This window comes from Streptomyces sp. NBC_01363, from assembly GCF_026340595.1.
Taxonomy (GTDB): Bacteria; Actinomycetota; Actinomycetes; order Streptomycetales; family Streptomycetaceae; genus Streptomyces.
On sequence record NZ_JAPEPF010000001.1, the window covers coordinates 614646 to 630519 of the forward strand.

At 71.5% G+C, this 15874-nt stretch carries 12 protein-coding genes and 1 pseudogene; 4 read left to right on the top strand and 9 right to left on the bottom strand.

Annotation, left to right across the window (positions count from 1 at the left end; all coding sequences use genetic code 11):
- Positions 1 to 12 precede the first annotated feature (12 nt).
- Positions 13 to 1362 (bottom strand): DUF6716 putative glycosyltransferase, encoded by a 1350-nt coding sequence (locus OG611_RS02840; protein WP_266415206.1) that lies wholly within the window; start codon positions 1360 to 1362, stop codon positions 13 to 15.
- A gap of 209 nt (positions 1363 to 1571) precedes the next feature.
- On the opposite strand from OG611_RS02840, the gene OG611_RS02845 reads away from it, so the two are divergent.
- Both OG611_RS02845 and OG611_RS02850 read left to right on the top strand, forming a co-directional pair.
- On the top strand, positions 1572 to 2561 hold the full coding sequence (locus OG611_RS02845) for a glycosyltransferase family 2 protein (protein ID WP_266415208.1): 990 nt from the start codon (positions 1572 to 1574) through the stop codon (positions 2559 to 2561).
- A complete protein-coding gene (locus OG611_RS02850) occupies positions 2558 to 3943 on the top strand; it encodes a polysialyltransferase family glycosyltransferase (RefSeq protein WP_266415210.1) in 1386 nt (461 codons plus the stop codon). The genes OG611_RS02845 and OG611_RS02850 overlap by 4 nt, the downstream gene beginning before the upstream one ends.
- A 78-nt stretch (positions 3944 to 4021) precedes the next feature.
- Here OG611_RS02850 and OG611_RS02855 read toward each other — a convergent pair whose 3' ends face one another.
- From OG611_RS02855 to OG611_RS02865, 3 genes are all read right to left on the bottom strand, one after another.
- The gene (locus OG611_RS02855; RefSeq protein WP_266415213.1) at positions 4022 to 6433 is read right to left on the bottom strand and encodes a glycosyltransferase; all 2412 of its coding nucleotides are present in this window, start codon (positions 6431 to 6433) and stop codon (positions 4022 to 4024) included.
- A complete protein-coding gene (locus tag OG611_RS02860; RefSeq protein WP_266415215.1) occupies positions 6430 to 7947 on the bottom strand; it encodes a hypothetical protein in 1518 nt (505 codons plus the stop codon). The genes OG611_RS02855 and OG611_RS02860 overlap by 4 nt, the downstream gene beginning before the upstream one ends.
- Positions 7948 to 8158: 211 nt before the next feature.
- Positions 8159 to 8803: a TetR/AcrR family transcriptional regulator C-terminal domain-containing protein gene (locus tag OG611_RS02865; protein WP_266415217.1), complete on the bottom strand. Its 645-nt coding sequence runs from the start codon at positions 8801 to 8803 to the stop codon at positions 8159 to 8161.
- A 101-nt stretch (positions 8804 to 8904) separates the two neighbouring features.
- On the opposite strand from OG611_RS02865, the pseudogene OG611_RS02870 reads away from it, so the two are divergent.
- Positions 8905 to 9431: pseudogene (locus tag OG611_RS02870) on the top strand (FAD-dependent monooxygenase); the annotation flags it as partial.
- 9 nt (positions 9432 to 9440) lie between these two features.
- Here the strand turns inward: OG611_RS02870 and leuE are convergent.
- The 3 genes from leuE to OG611_RS02885 all read right to left on the bottom strand — a co-directional run bounded on the left by leuE (position 9441) and on the right by OG611_RS02885 (position 12449).
- On the bottom strand, positions 9441 to 10106 hold the full coding sequence (leuE, locus tag OG611_RS02875) for a leucine efflux protein LeuE (protein ID WP_266415218.1): 666 nt from the start codon (positions 10104 to 10106) through the stop codon (positions 9441 to 9443).
- Positions 10107 to 10167: 61 nt separating this feature from the next.
- Entirely contained in the window at positions 10168 to 10779 is a 612-nt protein-coding gene (locus OG611_RS02880; protein WP_266415219.1) for a Uma2 family endonuclease, read from the bottom strand.
- Positions 10780 to 10868: 89 nt separating this feature from the next.
- Positions 10869 to 12449, bottom strand: a complete 1581-nt coding sequence (locus OG611_RS02885; RefSeq protein WP_266415220.1) for a methylmalonyl-CoA mutase — start codon at positions 12447 to 12449, stop codon at positions 10869 to 10871.
- A gap of 230 nt (positions 12450 to 12679) precedes the next feature.
- Between OG611_RS02885 and OG611_RS02890 the strand changes: the two genes are divergently transcribed.
- Positions 12680 to 13600, top strand: coding sequence for a L,D-transpeptidase family protein (locus OG611_RS02890; RefSeq protein ID WP_266415221.1), 921 nt, complete (start codon positions 12680 to 12682; stop codon positions 13598 to 13600).
- A gap of 215 nt (positions 13601 to 13815) precedes the next feature.
- On the opposite strand, the gene OG611_RS02895 is transcribed toward OG611_RS02890, so the two are convergent.
- Complete coding sequence (locus tag OG611_RS02895) at positions 13816 to 14934, bottom strand: hypothetical protein (protein ID WP_266415222.1); 1119 nt, start codon at positions 14932 to 14934, stop codon at positions 13816 to 13818.
- Positions 14913 to 15689 carry an RNA polymerase sigma factor gene (locus OG611_RS02900; RefSeq protein ID WP_266415223.1) on the bottom strand — a complete coding sequence of 259 codons (777 nt, stop codon included), beginning with the start codon at positions 15687 to 15689 and terminating at the stop codon, positions 14913 to 14915. Before OG611_RS02900 ends, OG611_RS02895 begins: the two co-directional genes overlap by 22 nt.
- Positions 15690 to 15874: the final 185 nt, after the last annotated feature.

The window sequence follows — 15874 nt, forward strand, 5'->3', positions numbered from 1 at the left end:
CTGAAGTGGTGTTCACAGCTCGCCCATCCGTCGGATCACCGGGGCGACCCGCTGGACGCCCTGCCGGTACGCGCCGCGCGCCGCCTCCCGGACCGCTTCGCGGACCGCGCCGCGCACTCCGCCGGTCTCGCGGGGCCGTTCGGCGCCCGGCAGCGGGTGGCCGTCGGGGGCGAGGTGGTGGCGGGCGAGGATGCCGGGGAGGTAGCCGGGGGCGGTGGCGGGCGTGTAGTAGGGGGCGAGGTCGGGCAGCCGGGCGGTGGCGAGCAGGGCGTCGACGCGGGCGCGGGCGTGGTCGTAGGCCGTGGCGTACGTGCCGTCGGCGGCGACGCCCTGGCCGGCCAGCCACTCCGGGTCGGGTTCCGGGCGGAAGCCCCCGTCCAGGTGGTCCCAGGAGGTGAGCAGGCCGGAGCCGATGAAGTGGTGGTTGCCCAGGGCCTCGCGGACGCCGAGGTCGCTGAGGACCGCGGTCGGAACGCGCCGGTGCAGGGACTCCAGCGCGGCGGTCGAGGAGACCGTGACCAGCAGGTCGGTGCGGTCCAGGACCTCACCCATGTGCCCGTACACCAGGCGGAAGTTGGGCGGGAGGCCGCCGGGCAGCTTCTCGGCGAGCCGCTGGTACGGGAGTTCCTCGATGTGCGTGGTGTGCTCGCCGGGCTTGGAGCGCAGCTTCAGCAGCACCTCGCGCTCCGGGTGCAGTCCGGCGTGCTCGACCAGCCTGCGCAGCAGGTACATGCGGTCGTCGCGGGAGGCCGGTACGGAGGGCTGGGCGGCGAAGACGACGGTGTCGCGGCCCTCCTGCGGGCGGTGCGGCTCGCCGCCGAGGAACGGCAGGGCGGCCTCGGTGACGGCCGAGGCGTCGGCGCCCACTCCCTCGTACACCGCGCGGAAGCGCTCCGCGTCGTGGCGGGAGTTGGCGAGGACCACGTCGGCGCCGTGCCGCAGCAGCAGTCCGTCGGCGAGCTTCTCGTAGACGACGCCGACGTAGCCGGTGACGACGACGGGCCTGGCGGGCAGCCGCAGTGCGGCGAGTCCGTGCAGCATCGCCTGGACGGCTCCGCCGACCAGGGCGAGGACGACGACGTCGTACCCCTCGTCGCGCACGGTGTGCAGGAATTCGACGGCCGTCACCTCGCGCACCCGGCCGGCCTCGATACCGACGTCGCCGACCTCGGCGAGCTGGCGCGGGGTCGGGGTGGCCCGGCCGCGCAGCAGCAGTCCGCTGATCTCGACGCGCTGCGCCGACTCCCCGGACGCACCGGTGGTGAGGCGGCGCGCGGTGAGCGCGCCCCATTTCCACCGGGTGTCGGAGTCGGCGAGTACGGCTACCCGGAGGGCGGTCGTCTTTTCGGTACGTGGGGGCACGTCCCAGAACTTAGGAAGGCATTCCGATTCATGGCCCAACGTGACGGCAACAGCTGGTTAACAGCCCGCCGACGCTTGGCGAATCGCCTTCACAAAGGGGACGCAATCGCCCACGATTCGACCCGGTTCATCATTCCGACATTCGCCGTTCACCCTCCGTCCCTTCCGGGGCCAAGGCAAATGACGGGCTCACGCCTAGCGTGAGACGGGTGGTTAAGCTCTCGGTCATCGTGCCGTTCTACAACGTGCAGACATACGCCCCCGACACCTTGAGAAGCCTGCGGGCCAACGCCCGCGAGGACTTCGAATTCATCCTCGTCGACGACTGTTCGACCGACGGGACCGCGGACATACTGCGCCGCGCCGAGGACGAGATTCCGGGGGTGGTCGTACGCAGACACAAGCAGAACGGCGGACTGGCCACCGCCCGTAACACCGGCCTGGACGCCGCGCGCGGCGAGTACCTCGCGTTCCTCGACGGGGACGACTGGCTCGCCCCCGGCTTCTATGCCGAACTCCTCGCCAGGACAGAGGAGTTGGGCTGCGACTTCGTCCGTACCGACCATGTCCAGGTCGAGGGCAGGAACCGCAGCGTGCACCGCGTCCCGCACGGCCGGCGCGGCGAGGTGCTGGACCCGCGGGACGCGATCCTGCCCGCCGGGCGGTCCACCTCGGTCGACTATCCGTACGCCTGGGCCGGGCTGTACCACCGGCGGCTGCTGGACCGCGGGCTGCTGCATTTCACGGACGGGCTGCGCACCGCGGAGGACCGCCCGTGGATCTGGCGGCTGCATCGCGAGGCCGATTCCTTCGCGGTGCTGGGGCTTCTCGGAATTTTCTACCGGCGCGGGGTGGCCTCTTCGCTCACACAGATCGGCGACGTACGCCAGCTCGATTTCATTCGCTCGTTCGACCAGGTCATTCGGGAAACCGCGGAAGATCGTGACGCGCAGGTACTGCTGCCGAAAGCGGTCCGTACCTATTGCGCGATCATTTTCCACCACATGAGCTCGATCGAAAGGTTCGAACCCGCCGTGGCCCGCACGCTGAAGTCCATGAGTGGAGCCGCGCTCAAGCGAATGCCGCAGCAGGTGCTCGACGACGCCCTCGACTCGATGGACGTGCAACGCGCCACCCTGCTGCGCCGGCTGCGCCGCCGCCCGGCCGCCGCGGGCACCAAGGAGGTGGCCGCCGCGTGAACACCGCCCGGTCCCGCACCACGCAGATCTTCCTCGCCTCCACGCTCTACGGCACCGCCACCCTCGCCGCCGCGCTCGACGCGGGCTGCTTCCCGGACGCGGACCGCCGCATCCTGCTCGTCTCGAACAACGCGGCGGTACCGGAGACGACGGCCTCCCTCGACGCGATGCCCGGGTTCGACGCGCTGCGCGGCCGGTTCGACGACGTGGTGTCGTGGAACACGACGATCGCCCCCTTCCACCCGGGCGGCTGGGCGCCACGCCCCGACGACGTACCCCTGTGGGAGCGGCATCTGCGCCTGGCCTGGGGGCTCGGCGACGACGACATCGAGCTCGCGGTCGAATCGATCCAGGTCAACCCCGCGCTGGCCGTCGCGCAGATCTTCACCGGCGCGCCGGTCGATGTGTACGCGGACGGGCTGATGAGCTACGGCCCCACCCGCAACAAGATCGACCCGCTGGTCGGTACGCGGGTGCGCCGGCTGCTCCACCTCGACCTGGTACCGGGGCTGAAGCCGCTGCTGCTCACGGAGTTCGGGGTGGCGCCGCAGATCGTGCCGACCGAGGTGTTCCTGAAGGTGCTCGGTGAGCTGGCGGACGCGCCCGCGGCCCAGGACGGCGTGCCGGCCGTGGAGGCGCCCGCGCTGCTGCTCGGCCAGTACCTCTCGGCGCTCGGGCTGATCAGCGCGGCCGAGGAGGAGAATCTGCATCTGCGGATGATGCGCGGCGCGGTCGCGCTCGGCCACACCCGGATCGTCTTCAAACCGCATCCCACGGCCCCGGCGCAGTGGTCGAGGGCGATGGGCGAGGAGGCCGGGAGGCTCGGTGCCGAGCTGACGGTGCTGGACGAGGGGGTGCTCACCGCACCGGTCCTCGCCGAGGTGCTCTACCAGCGGATGCGGCCCGCGCTGGTCGTCGGCTGCTTCTCGACGGCGCTGCTCACCGCCTCGCAGTTCTACGGGCTGCCGGTGGCCCGGGTCGGCACCGAGGTGCTGCTGGACCGGCTCGCCCCGTACGAGAACAGCAACCGCGTCCCGGTCACGCTGGTGGACGCGCTGGTGCCGGAGGTGACGGACCGGGCGGCCGTCGAGCGGGCCGGGACGGCGCTGGGCGCGGAGCCGGTGGATCCGGCGGAGCTGACCGGGCTGGTCACCGCGGTCGGGTTCGCGATGCAGCCGAGGATCTACCCGGAGCTGCGGCCCGCCGCCGAGCGGTATCTGGCCGCACACCTGGACACCACCACATGGCGCTATTTCAAGCGCAGGCGGCTGACCTCGCTGGCGCTGCCGGGGGCGGTGCCGGCGCAGCTCGCGTTCCTGCCGCGCAACGCGGTGGTGCGCAGGGTGGCACGGTCGGTGCGGCGCCGGGTGGTACGGCAGTAGGCGTCGGGGACGGGGCCGGATTCGGCGTCGGGTGCGGGGCCGGGCCCTGCTCGGCGCCCCGCCCCGCTCCCGGCGCCGTCAGACGGGCACGCCGCCCTGGATCACCCTCAGGTCCGCCGCGTTGGCCTCGGTGACCTTCCAGAGTTCCCGCTGCCGGCCGTGCACATCGGCGACCGTGGCCGCGTGGTCGTCGAGCAGCCCGGCCGCCCGCTCGGTGAGCCGGGCCCCGAGGTGCCGGTCGTGGACCGAGATGCCCCACTCCGGACGGTCGATGTCGGCCAGGAAGTACGCCATCTTCGGGTGCGAGATCAGGCTGATGATCGGCGTACCGCAGCCGAACGGGATCATCCCCGCGTGCCCGCGCATCCCGATGACCAGCTTGGTGCGGGCGTAGGTGTCCCGGATCTCGTCGTTGCCGAAGTCGTACATCGGAATCACCGGCAGCGCGATCCCGTGCTCGCGCCGCAGGTCGAAGGCGATCCGCTCGTCGTCCAGCGAGTGGGCGACGCACCGGACCTCGGCCCGCTTGCCGAGCTCCCGCACCGCGGTCGCCATCTCGCCCAGGAAGTGCCCGTAGTCGTGCCCGAAGCGGAGCCCGGAACGGTCGTACGCGGCGTTGATCAGCACGGTGTCCTCGCGCCGCTCCGGGTCCGTCCAGCCGTCCACCAGCTGCCGGGTGACCGTGGTCGGGCAGGGCTGGAAGCGCACCTTGTCGTGGAGCGAGGCGGGCAGCAGGTCCCGGACCTTCTCGATGGAGCCGTGGTTGCGCAGCCCGAAGAACGAGGAACGTTCGACGAGCCCGCGCAGGCTGGAGAGGAACCGGTCCCGCCCGTGCCCGTACGCCTGGCCGTCGAAGGCGTTGAAGCCGACCGCGTACACCATGACGGGGACGTCGATCCGGTCGAGCAGCTCGTCCGGGACGTTCCACTGCCAGCCGCTGTTGCCGTTGGGCGCGGTGTCCGGGATGAAGAGGCCACCGCCGCCGATGACCAGGCCCCGGCGCTCGTTGACCCGTTCCAGCGCGGCCTCGTCGAAGAGCCGGTGGGCGTGGATGGAGTGCCACCGCCGCGGTCCGGTGTCCCGGCCGAAGGCCAGCCGTACGCTCTCGGGCAGCAGCTTGTCCCCGGCGTTGCCCTGGCGCTCCATGTAGAAGGCGACGTGGGCAAGCTGGCCGGAGGCGGGGCCCTCCACGGGGGCGGTCAGGTCCGTGGTGCGCTTGTGCATCAGCCGGTTGGCGCGGTGGGTGGGGTCGACCGCGAGGCCCTTCAGCGCGTACTCGGCCGCCTCGTCGTCGTCGCCGTGGATCCAGGAGATCTGGGCGAGGCGGGCGAAGGCGGTCGCAGCCCGGTTGGGCGAGGCGGTGGCGAGCAGCAGCCGGGCGCGGGCCTCCTCGTAGCGGGAGACGCTCATCAGGGCGTGGCCGAGCACCTCGTGCGGCCAGGACTCGTCGACGGGGATCCGGACCCGGCCCAGCAGATCGGCCGCCTCCTGGTACTCGCCGGCCGCGATGTGGGCGGCGGCGACCTTGCGGGCGGCCTCCGGGGACCTGGTGCGCAGCACGTGCGGGGTGCCGTAGTGGACCAGCAGGTCGTGATGCTTGGCGCCGGGCAGCGCCACGTACGCGGAGTGGAACTCGGCGTCGGACAGCTCGAATTCGTGCCAGCGGTTCTCGGCCTCGCGGTAGCCGGCCTCGCCGCCCTGCCAGGGCTTGTGCCGCCCGGTGAAGTGCAGGATCGCGGTGGAGCCGGGGACCGGGAGGTCGCCGGAGAGCCGCCGCTTGACGAAGTTGTAGCGGGCGTCGAGCTGGACGAAGTCGCCGTCGAGCACGGCGTTGAGGATGCCCTGGTCGTGTTTGTCGAGCTCGTACGTGCCGGCCCGGCCGACCTCGTCGATCCTCGCGCAGAACGCGTCGCTCAGATACTCGCGCTGGATGACCAGGAGCCCGCTGTTGAGCTTGTGCTGCCCGTAGAAGAACTGCGGTACGGCGGCCAGTCCGTCGCGCAGCGCGAGCAGTTCGCCCAGATCGTCGAGGACGACCATGTCGGTGTCCAGGGTGATCACGGTGTCGTAGTCGCGGACCCGGAAGATGTCGAGGATGAAGTAGGCCTTGCGCACCAGGTAGTTGTCCTGGTCGCCCTTGGCGTACGAGTCGTAGTGCTCGGCGTCGACCCGGCGGAAGTCGACGCGCGGGTGCAGCGCCCGGATCTGCGCGACGGACGCGGGGCGCAGTCCGTCGTGCAGGACGAGGAAGTCCTCGCAGACGTTCGGGTTGGAGAGGGCCAGGCTGCGCAGCAGGGCGAGGAAACCGGGCAGGTAGTTCTCGTCGACGAAGCTCGCGAAGGCGACCCGGCGCTTGCCGGTGAGTGAATTCGCGGGCGCGGGCGAGACGGGAAGGCCCGTGCCGGGGAGGACCGGGTCGGGGAGGTCCGTGGCGGGGAGGCCCGTGGCGGACGGGGTCGTGGCGGACGGGGTCGTGGCGGTCGTCGTCATCGCAGTCGGATCCTCATGTCGGTGACGCTCTGGGCGCGTTCCATGACCCACGCCTTTTCGCTGGTGTACTCGTGCACGGAGGTGATGGGCATCCGCATCGCGCCGGGCAGGCGGTAGGCGCCGCTCTCGTAGAAGTCGAAGCCGATCAGGTCGATCCGGCTGCTGACGTCCAGGTGGTCCAGGAGCCACAGCATGTTGAACCCGGTGGTGGGGATGGCCGGCCAGACGTCGGCGCCGACGCGCCCGATGTCGCGCAGCGGCCAGCGCAGCGACTCGTCGCCCAGGTACTGCTGGGCGCCCGGGACGAGGCGGTTGCGCAGGGAGTGCTTCCAGTCGCCGGAGACCCCGCCGAAGACCAGCCGGGTGTGCACCTTCTGGTCCCAGTTGAAGCCGTGCTTGTGGATGGTGGCGTGGATGTCGGTGCGCCGTCCGGTCGCCGCCGGGTCGATCCGGTACGAGTTGAAGCGGACGACCAGGTCGTAGCCGTCGATCTCGGCGCCCATCGAACTGCTGCCGACGCGCTGGGAGTTGGCGATGAGGCAGATCGACCGGCCCGCGATCCGGTTGCGGAACTCGCCGACCGTGGTCCACTCGACGCCGCCGAAGGTGGGGTCCTCGACCGGGCCGCGCATCCGGCTCCTGCGCTGTTCGGCGTAGAGGCCGACGATCTCGGTGAGCCGGGCCACGGCGACGGGGTCCGTCCCGGCCGCGTCCATGGCCAGCCCCAGGTACTGGGAGGTGGCCTCCTGGAGCTCCGTCACCGGGGCTCCGGTGCGCTCCTGGGCGAGCAGGGCGCCGACCAGCCGGGGCTCCGCCCGGTCCCGGTCGCCGCGCGCCTGGAGGGCCAGGCCCTCGGCCCAGGACTCGGTGACGGGGCGGGCGGCGTACTCGGCGGCGGCCGGGCAGTCCCGCTCCAGCCTCCGCAGCAGCGCGTCCTGGAGCCGCGCGCCCGCCCGCAGCCCGACGACCTTGGCCGCGATGCCGAAGCCGTCGTCCTCGGTGAACGAGAGGTAGCGCTCGTACGCCTCGATGGCCGCGGTCTCCGCACCCATCGCCTCCAGCGTCCTGGCCCGCAGCCGCCAGCCGGCCCGGGAGCCCTTGCGCTGGGTCAGCACGGTGTCCCCGATGAGCATCGCGAGCTTCAGCTCGTCCTCGTAACCGCAGTCCAGCGCCTTGTTGCCGACCGCGAGCAGCGGGTCGAGCAGCTCGTCGGCGAGGGTCGCGGCGGAGGCCGCGCCCGCCTTGCCGGCGCGCCGCATCAGCGGGATCGAGGACCCGGCGGGCGCGGGTCCCGCGGGCTGCGCCGCCGCGTGCACGGCCAGCAGGTGCCGCAGCGCCTCCGCGAGTGCCGTACGCCGCCGGTCGAGCCCCGCCACCAGCTTGGTGCTGTGCGCGGCACAGGCCCGCAGGCACACGTCCACGTCGGTCGGGGTGACGGAGGCGGGCTGCGAGGCGGCGCTCCCGGGCGGGGCCGCGTCACGTTGCCGTGGCCAACGGGTTCGGGCTTCTCTCATGGCGCTCCAAGCGTCTGGTGCCCGTGGGGGGAGGGGGCGTATCCGGATGTGCGGTCACCTGAGCGCGCACGGAGCCCCGCTCCGTCGAGGGGCGGATGCTGGGCGCGCGTGATCGGTTCCGCGACACGCTAAGAAACCTGAGCGGCCGCCGGATGAACTCGCCCTTTCGGTACCGGAAACTGCGCACCGACCCCGCAGGTACGCGCGCTGGTCAGCGCCCCCCGTACCGCGCCTCGATGCCCGCGACGATCAGCCGGAGCCCGTCCTCGAAGCGTTCGTCGTAGTGGTCGAAGATCTCGGCACCGGCCGCCGCGGCGAGCGGGTACGCGGACATGCGGGCGGCCCGCGCGTCGACGTCGAAGCCGTCCCACCGTTCATCCGGCATCGGCCGGACGCCCTGCTCCTCGGTGACAAAGCCCATCGTGTACGCGTACGCGGTGGTGCCCGCCCGGACGGCCTGCCACAGCTCGAACCCGGCGTCGACCATGGTCCGCAGATGGACCTCCAGGCCGTCGGTGTGGTCGGTGCCGGTGAACCTGGCGCCGCTGTAGACCTTGACCCCGTCGCGGTAGCGCAGCAGGGCGGCGCGCAGGGCGCTGTTGTACGCGACGAGCTGGTCCTGCCAGCGCTCCGGGGCCGGCCCCGGCAGGCCCTCGGCGAGCATCCGGCGATACATCACCGTGGCCATCTCGTCGAGGAGTTCCTGCTTGTCCTTGAAATGCCAGTAGAGCGCGGGCGCCTTGACGTCCAGCTCCCGGGCGATGGCGCGCAGGGTGAGGCCGTCGAGGCCCACCTCGTTCAGCAGCCGCAGCCCGGTGTCGGCGACCCGTGCCCGGTCGATCTTCGTCGTACCCACCTTGGCAATTTAACAACGTTAAGCACACACTCCGAATCATGGAACTTAACAGCATTAAGGAAACTGAGGACGCGCTGGACCGGCTCAACTGGCATGCGGTGAGCGGGGAGCAGGGTTTCCTCACGCTCTGCCCGCTGCCCGGCACGGCGGACTTCCAGCTGGTCGCCCAGTTCAAGGAGGGCGAGCCCGACACGTCCCCGGAGGGGGTGCGCGCGCTGGTCGCCGCCCGCACGCATCTGGCGGCCCTGGACATCACCGAGGTCCGCTGGTTGTCCGATTTCCGGCCGCGCGCCGCGCCGGCCGACCGGTTCCGCGAAGGCCGGGTCTACCTGGCGGGCGACGCCGCGCACGTGCACTCCCCCGCGGGCGGCCAGGGCCTGAACACCAGCGTGCAGGACGCGTACAACCTGGGCTGGAAGCTCGGCCTGGTCCTGCGGCACGGGACGCCGCCCTCCCGGTGTTCGACGGCGACCAGGTGCGCGTGCACCGCACGGACGCCCACGAGGCGTACGGGAAGGGCCTGTTCCTGGTCCGCCCGGACGGCTACGTCGGCTGGGCGGGCGAGGACGCCTCGGGCCTGGCGCGGTACCTGGCGCGGTTCGGACTCTCCCCGGTCACAGCCTCCTGAGCCGGAACGTCACACGCTGCTGAGCGAGAGCTTCGCCGCGAAACCGAGGAAGAGCAGCCCGGCCGCCGAAGTGGCCCCCGCCGACAGCCGCTTGCGGCGGCGGAACGCGGCGGACAGCCGGGTGCCGCCGAATATCAGCATCGAGAGATAGAGGAAGCTGGCGATCTGCAGCAGCGTGCCCAGCACCAGGAACGACAGCGCCGGATAGGCGTAACCCGGATCGACGAACTGCACGAAGAACGAGATCAGGAACAGGATCGCCTTCGGGTTGAAGAGGCTGACCACCAACGCCCGCCGGTACGGCCGCTCCATCGCCGCCGCGGCCGCGGGCCCGGCGTCCTCCTCGGTCAGCTCGGCCATCCGCCGGTGCCGCTCGCGCCACATGGTCACCGCGGCCCGCAGCATGCCGATCGCCATCCAGGTCAGATAGCCCGCGCCGGCGAACTTGACGACGGCGAAGAGCACCGGCGTCGTCTGCAGCAGCGACGAGGCCCCGAGCGCGGACAAGGTCATCAGGACGGTGTCCCCGGTCCACACCCCGGCCGCCGCCACATACCCGGTCCGCACCCCGCGCCGGGCGGCGACGGAGAGCACGTACAGCGAATTCGGTCCCGGCAGCAGGACGATCAGCACCAGGCCGGCGAGATAGGTCGGAAGATCGGTGACACCCAGCATGAAACGGAGTGTCGCACGCGAGTACGACACTCCGTCCAGGGGTTTTCGGGAAGACGCGGGGTCAGTCCTCGTCGCCGTCGAGGAGGCGGTCCACGGAGAGCTCCATCTCGACGCCGACCACGTCCGGCACGGCGAACGAGGTCCCGCGCTTGTGGTGCGCCTTGTTCTTGTACTCGCCGCCCCGGGGATCGCTGCAGAGGAGCACCAGGTCGTGCTTGCGGTCGGCCACGACGTAGACCGGAATGCCCGCCTGGGCGTAGTCCTCGACCTTGGGGCCGAGGTCGTCCGCCCAGTTGGTCGATGTCACCTCCACGACCATGCGGAAGACGTGAGCGGCGTAGCAGTTCTTCATGACATGGGCGTCCTTGATGTCGGCCTCGACGACCGACAGGTCGGGAATCGCGTAGTCCTCCGGCCCGGAGGGCAACCACAACCCGACCCCCTGGACGAGTCTGAGCCCCACGGCGCGCGCCCGCGCACCGAACTCCTCACCGAGCCAAGACAGAGCCAGAGCGTGCGACACGTCCGCCGGTGGTGTCACAGTGAGTCTCCCCTGGAGAATCTCCACGCGATGCCCAGGCAGCGAGCGTGCGAGCTGGTCGGCTGCCTCGCCGAGCGTCAGCTCCGGCTGTTCCTGCACGCGCACCTGCTCCTCGTGCTGTACTACAGCCACGGCATCCTCCTTTCGGGGACCACTGTTCATGAGCTTATCCACGGTCGCGGACATTCAGCGAGAGATCACCCGTGCGGGTACCCACCGCCTCAGAACGCGTCCGACGGCACATGCCTCCCCCACACCTCGCGCAGCGCGTCGCACACCTCGCCCACCGTCGCCCGCGCCCTGAGCGCGTCCTTCATCGGGTAGAGGACGTTGTCCGTGCCCTCGGCGGCCTTCCGCAGCCGGGCCAGCGCCGTGTCCACCGCGTCCTGGTCGCGTGCGGCGCGGAGCTTCGCCAGGCGGGCCGCCTGCTCGGCCTCGATCGCGGGGTCGACGCGGAGCGGCTCGTACGGCTCCTCCTCGTCGAGCTGGAAGCGGTTCACGCCGACCACGACGCGCTCCGCGCTGTCGGTCTCCAGGGCGATGCGGTACGCGGAACGCTCGATCTCGCCCTTCTGGAAGCCGCGCTCGATCGCGCTGACCGCGCCGCCCATGTCCTCGATCCTGGCCATCAGCTCCAGGGCCGCGGCCTCGACGTCGTCGGTCATCCTCTCGACGACGTACGACCCGGCGAACGGGTCGACGGTCGCGGTGACGTCCGTCTCGTACGCCAGGACCTGCTGGGTGCGCAGGGCCAGGCGGGCGGACTTGTCGGTGGGGAGGGCGATGGCCTCGTCGAAGGAGTTGGTGTGCAGCGACTGCGTGCCGCCGAGGACCGCGGCCAGGCCCTGCACGGCGACGCGCACCAGATTGACCTCGGGCTGCTGGGCGGTGAGCTGGACGCCCGCGGTCTGGGTGTGGAAGCGCAGCATCAGCGACTTGGGGTTCTTCGCGCCGAACTCCTCCCTCATCACCCGGGCCCAGATCCGGCGGGCCGCACGGAACTTGGCGACCTCTTCGAGGATCGTCGTGCGGGCGACGAAGAAGAAGGAGAGACGGGGCGCGAAGTCGTCGACGTCCATGCCGGCCGCGACGGCGGTACGGACGTACTCGATGCCGTCGGCGAGGGTGAACGCGATCTCCTGCGCGGGCGAGGCCCCGGCCTCGGCCATGTGGTAGCCGGAGATCGAGATGGTGTTCCACTTCGGGATCTCGGCCCGGCAGTACTTGAAGATGTCGGCGATCAGCCGCAGCGAGGGCGCCGGCGGGAAGATGTACGTGCCGCGCGCGATGTACTCCTTGAGCACATCGTTCTGGATGGTGCCGGTGAGCCTGTCCGCCGGGACCCCCTGCTCCTCGCCGACCAGTTGGTACAGCAGCAGGAGCAGCGCCGCCGGGGCGTTGATCGTCATGGACGTGGAGACCTTGTCCAGCGGGATCCCGTCGAACAGGACCCGCATGTCGTCGATCGAGTCGATCGCGACGCCGACCTTGCCGACCTCGCCGGACGCGATCGGCGCGTCGGAGTCGTGGCCCATCTGGGTGGGCAGGTCGAAGGCGACGGACAGGCCCGTCGTCCCGTTGGCGATCAGCTGCTGGTAGCGGGCGTTGGATTCCGTGGCCGTACCGAAACCGGCGTACTGGCGCATCGTCCACGGCCGGCCGGTATACATCGAGGGGTAGACACCGCGTGTGAAGGGGTAGGCACCCGGCTCTCCCAGCTTTTCGCCGGGGTTCCAGCCGTCGAGTGCGTCCGGCCCGTAGACCGGTTCGATGGGCAGTCCCGACTCCGACTCGCGCGTCATCTGCTGTGCCTCCCGCTGAAGCTGCTCAGTAAAGCTACTTGCTGGTAACCACGGTTCCCGCGACGGACTGTAGCGGCGGGCGCGAGACCGTTGGAGGGGCAGGGGCTGGGACCTTGCTCACAGCCCTCCCCCACGGCCCTCGCCGCCGCACTCCCCATCATGCGCGGGCTTTGGCAACCGGGCAGAGCGGGAATCCGTCCAAGGGGACACCGGACACACAGGGGGCCGAGATGATGGACAGCACCACCAGGAGCACATCGCGCACCTCGATACGGGGCACGGCGCGGACCGGCAGGCGGGGTCGGGCGGGGGCCGCGGCGGTGCTCGCCGTCCTCACCGTCACCGCGGCGGCCGGCTGCAAGGCACAGGCCACCGGCAGCGCACCGGCGGCCCCGTCGGCACCGCCGCGGGCCACGGCCACGACCACCGACGACGACAAGCCCGCCTCCCGGCCGCCGACGCCCGCCGCGTCCTCGCCGGAGGCCACCGCGTCGCCCACGCCGAAGCCCGACCCGCAGGGCACGACGCTGATGGCGAGCGGTACCGAGAGCAAGCAGGTGCGGGAACTCCAGGCCCGGCTGCGGCAGATCGGCCACTTCGACCGCAGCCCCACCGGCTACTACGGCTCCGTCACGGTCGCCGCGGTCCAGTCCTTCCAGGGCAAGCGCGGCCTCTCCCGTACGGGCAGGACGGACACCCTCACCTGGCAGAAGCTGCTCGGCATGACGCACGAGCCGACGGCCGCCGAGCTGAATCCGCCGACCACCCGGCCGGCCGCCAAGCCGGACAAGCGCTGCATGACCGGCCGGGTCCTGTGCATCAGCAAGAACAGCCGGACGCTGTCATGGATGATCGACGGCCGCGTCGTGTCGTCGATGGACGTCCGCTTCGGCTCCCAGTACACGCCGACGCGCGAGGGCACCTTCTCCGTCTACTGGAAGTCCCGCCACCACGTGTCGACGATCTACCACACGGCCATGCCGTACGCGATGTTCTTCAGCGGCGGCCAGGCGGTGCACTACTCGGCGGACTTCGCGGCCCGCGGCTACAACGGGGCCTCGCACGGCTGCGTCAACGTCCGGGACGAGGGGAAGATCGCCTCGCTCTTCGCCCAGGTGAAGAACGGCGACAAGGTCGTCGTCCTCGGATAGGGCCGACCGGCGGGAAGAGGAGGAGAAGAGGCGCGGACGGGACCGGGGGAACGTGTCCCGCCCGCGCCATGTGCGCTGAGCCGTAGGTACGGGGGGAACCCCGGCTCTGTGCGCTGCCGATGACCAGTCGGCTCACTCAGTACTGCGCCGCGGCCTCGAAAAACGTCACACCTGGCGGTGGAGGGCTCGAAAAGGCCTGCCGTGTACGGCTCCGCTCAGCCGGGGGTCCGGGCCGAGGGCGTCAGGGAGACCGGGGTCTGCGGCAGCCGCACACCGTTGGCGAACCGGATCGACGAGGGCATGCCGGAGCCGAAGCCGATGCCGTTGTTCCAGTTCGAACCGTCGTTGCCCTGCTCGTCGTCGTCGCCGTCGTCGCCCTGATTGTTCTGGCCCTGGCCGGATCTCGCGATCACCCGGTCGCAGAACCGGTCCAGATTGCGGGCGCCCTTCGCCAGCGCTTCGAGCTTGCGTCTGCGCTTGTCGTCCAGCTTGCCGTCGCGGTAGTCGCGGCAGGCCTTGAGCGCCTTGGCGTACCACTCGCCGGAGCCGGTCTTCCCGGAGCTCTCGGGCAGTTCGCCGTTCCGGGGGCCGGCCGTGGAGCCGGTCGCGGCGCCGCCGGGCTTCCGGTCGTCGCCGCCCTTGTGCTCCTTCGCGCGGCCCGATCCGCCGGGATCCGGGGCACCGGCCGGGGTGGAGGGGGCCGCGGGGGGCGTGGAGGTGTCCGCGCTCGGGGAGGCGGCCGGCGGTGGCTGCGGGGTCTCCTCCTCGGTGAGCCCCGAACCGAGCTCCTCGGGTGTCGCCGCTGCCGAGACGGAGGTGGCCGGCAGGGGGGCGTGCCCGCCGAACGGGCCGGGAAGCATCCCGGTCCCCGCCGCCACGGCCACCCCGCCGAGCGCACAGCCCGCGAGGGAGGCGACCAGGCCGAAGCGGACGGGTCGGCTCCAGCGCGAGGAGCGGATACGGCGGGAGTCCCCGGACGGGACGGAGCCGACGAGCGTGGCCCCGATGCGTACCGGTTCGAGCATTTCGGCACCCGCCGGCCGGCCCGCATTCTCGGTGGCGCCCCTCGGCTGCGCGTTCGCCCGGGTCCTCGCACGCGCGGAGTGGGTGGCCGTGCGGAAGGCGGCCAGCGCCGCGGCCTCGCCGGGCAGTTCACCGGTGGCCGGGCGGGCGGTCCGTGCGGCTGCGTCCAGCGCGGCGACGAGCCTCTCGGCGTCCGTACACGATTGACCGCCGACGGGATCGACCGGCTCGCCGCGGAGCAATCTCTCCGCGGCGTCCTTGTCAAGCCATTCGTACCGCTCGTCGGCCATCACATGTCCCTCTGCGTCCACGGACGCGAATGCGTCACACCCGCCGGCGCCGCCAGACCGTTGCGGGCGGGGCGCTGGGCGGGCACCGCGTCGAGTTCCGCCGTCCGGCCCGCCGCGCTCCGGTGCGGGGCGGACGGGTCCGCCGGATCCCCCGCTGTCGCGGCGTCGTCGGAGTCGTCGGTGCCCGTTCCGCCGGGGTGGGAGTCGGTGTTGTCGGTGCTGTCGGCGTCCGTACGCAACAGCTCGGCCAGCCGCTTCAGTCCCCGGTGCGCCGCGGTGCGTACCGCCCCCGGACGCTTGCCCAGCGTCTGCGCGGCGCTCTTCGCGTCCAGGCCCACGACCACCCGCAGCACCACGGCCTCGGCCTGGTCCTGCGGCAGCTGGGCGATGAGCGACATCGTGCGGCCGGTGGCCAGGGCCTCCATCGCCTCGCCGGCGGTGTCGGACTCGGCCGGCCGCTCGGACAGCTCCGACTCGTCGCCGCCGACCGCGGGGCGCCTGCCGCGCATCCGCAGATGGTCCAGCGCGCGGTTGCGGGCTATGCGCGCCGCCCAGCCGCGGAAGCGGTCGGCGTCGCCGCTGAACCGGTCGAGGTCGCGCGCTATCTGCAGCCAGGACTCGGACGCCACGTCCTCGGCGTCCGGCTCCCCCACCAGTGTCCGTATGTAGCCCAGCAACCGCGGCTGCACAGCGCGGTACACAGTACGGAAGGCGTCCTCGTCCCCGTCCTGTGCCGCGAGTACCGCGGCAGTGAGCTCCGCGTCGTCCCCCAGCACTCCCTCAACCTGCCCTGCTGTCCCGAATCGCAGCTGGTCATCACTGCCGCGCCACCCTGCGCGACTCCGCACGCTACGTCCTCGGCGGGGGTCGCGTCCATGTCTTGTACAACCCGCAACATTCCCCGGACTCCTGGTGGTGTGACAGAAAACGCAGCGACGGCGCTGAGTGGAGTACGGGGTCG

Coding starts and splice junctions, on each gene's coding strand:
- OG611_RS02855 (WP_266415213.1), bottom strand. CDS start 6,433: ATGACGACGACCGCCACGACCCCGTCCGCCACGACCCCGTCCGCCACG.
- OG611_RS02860 (WP_266415215.1), bottom strand. CDS start 7,947: ATGAGAGAAGCCCGAACCCGTTGGCCACGGCAACGTGACGCGGCCCCG.
- leuE (WP_266415218.1), bottom strand. CDS start 10,106: ATGCTGGGTGTCACCGATCTTCCGACCTATCTCGCCGGCCTGGTGCTG.
- OG611_RS02885 (WP_266415220.1), bottom strand. CDS start 12,449: ATGACGCGCGAGTCGGAGTCGGGACTGCCCATCGAACCGGTCTACGGG.
- OG611_RS02890 (WP_266415221.1), top strand. CDS start 12,680: ATGATGGACAGCACCACCAGGAGCACATCGCGCACCTCGATACGGGGC.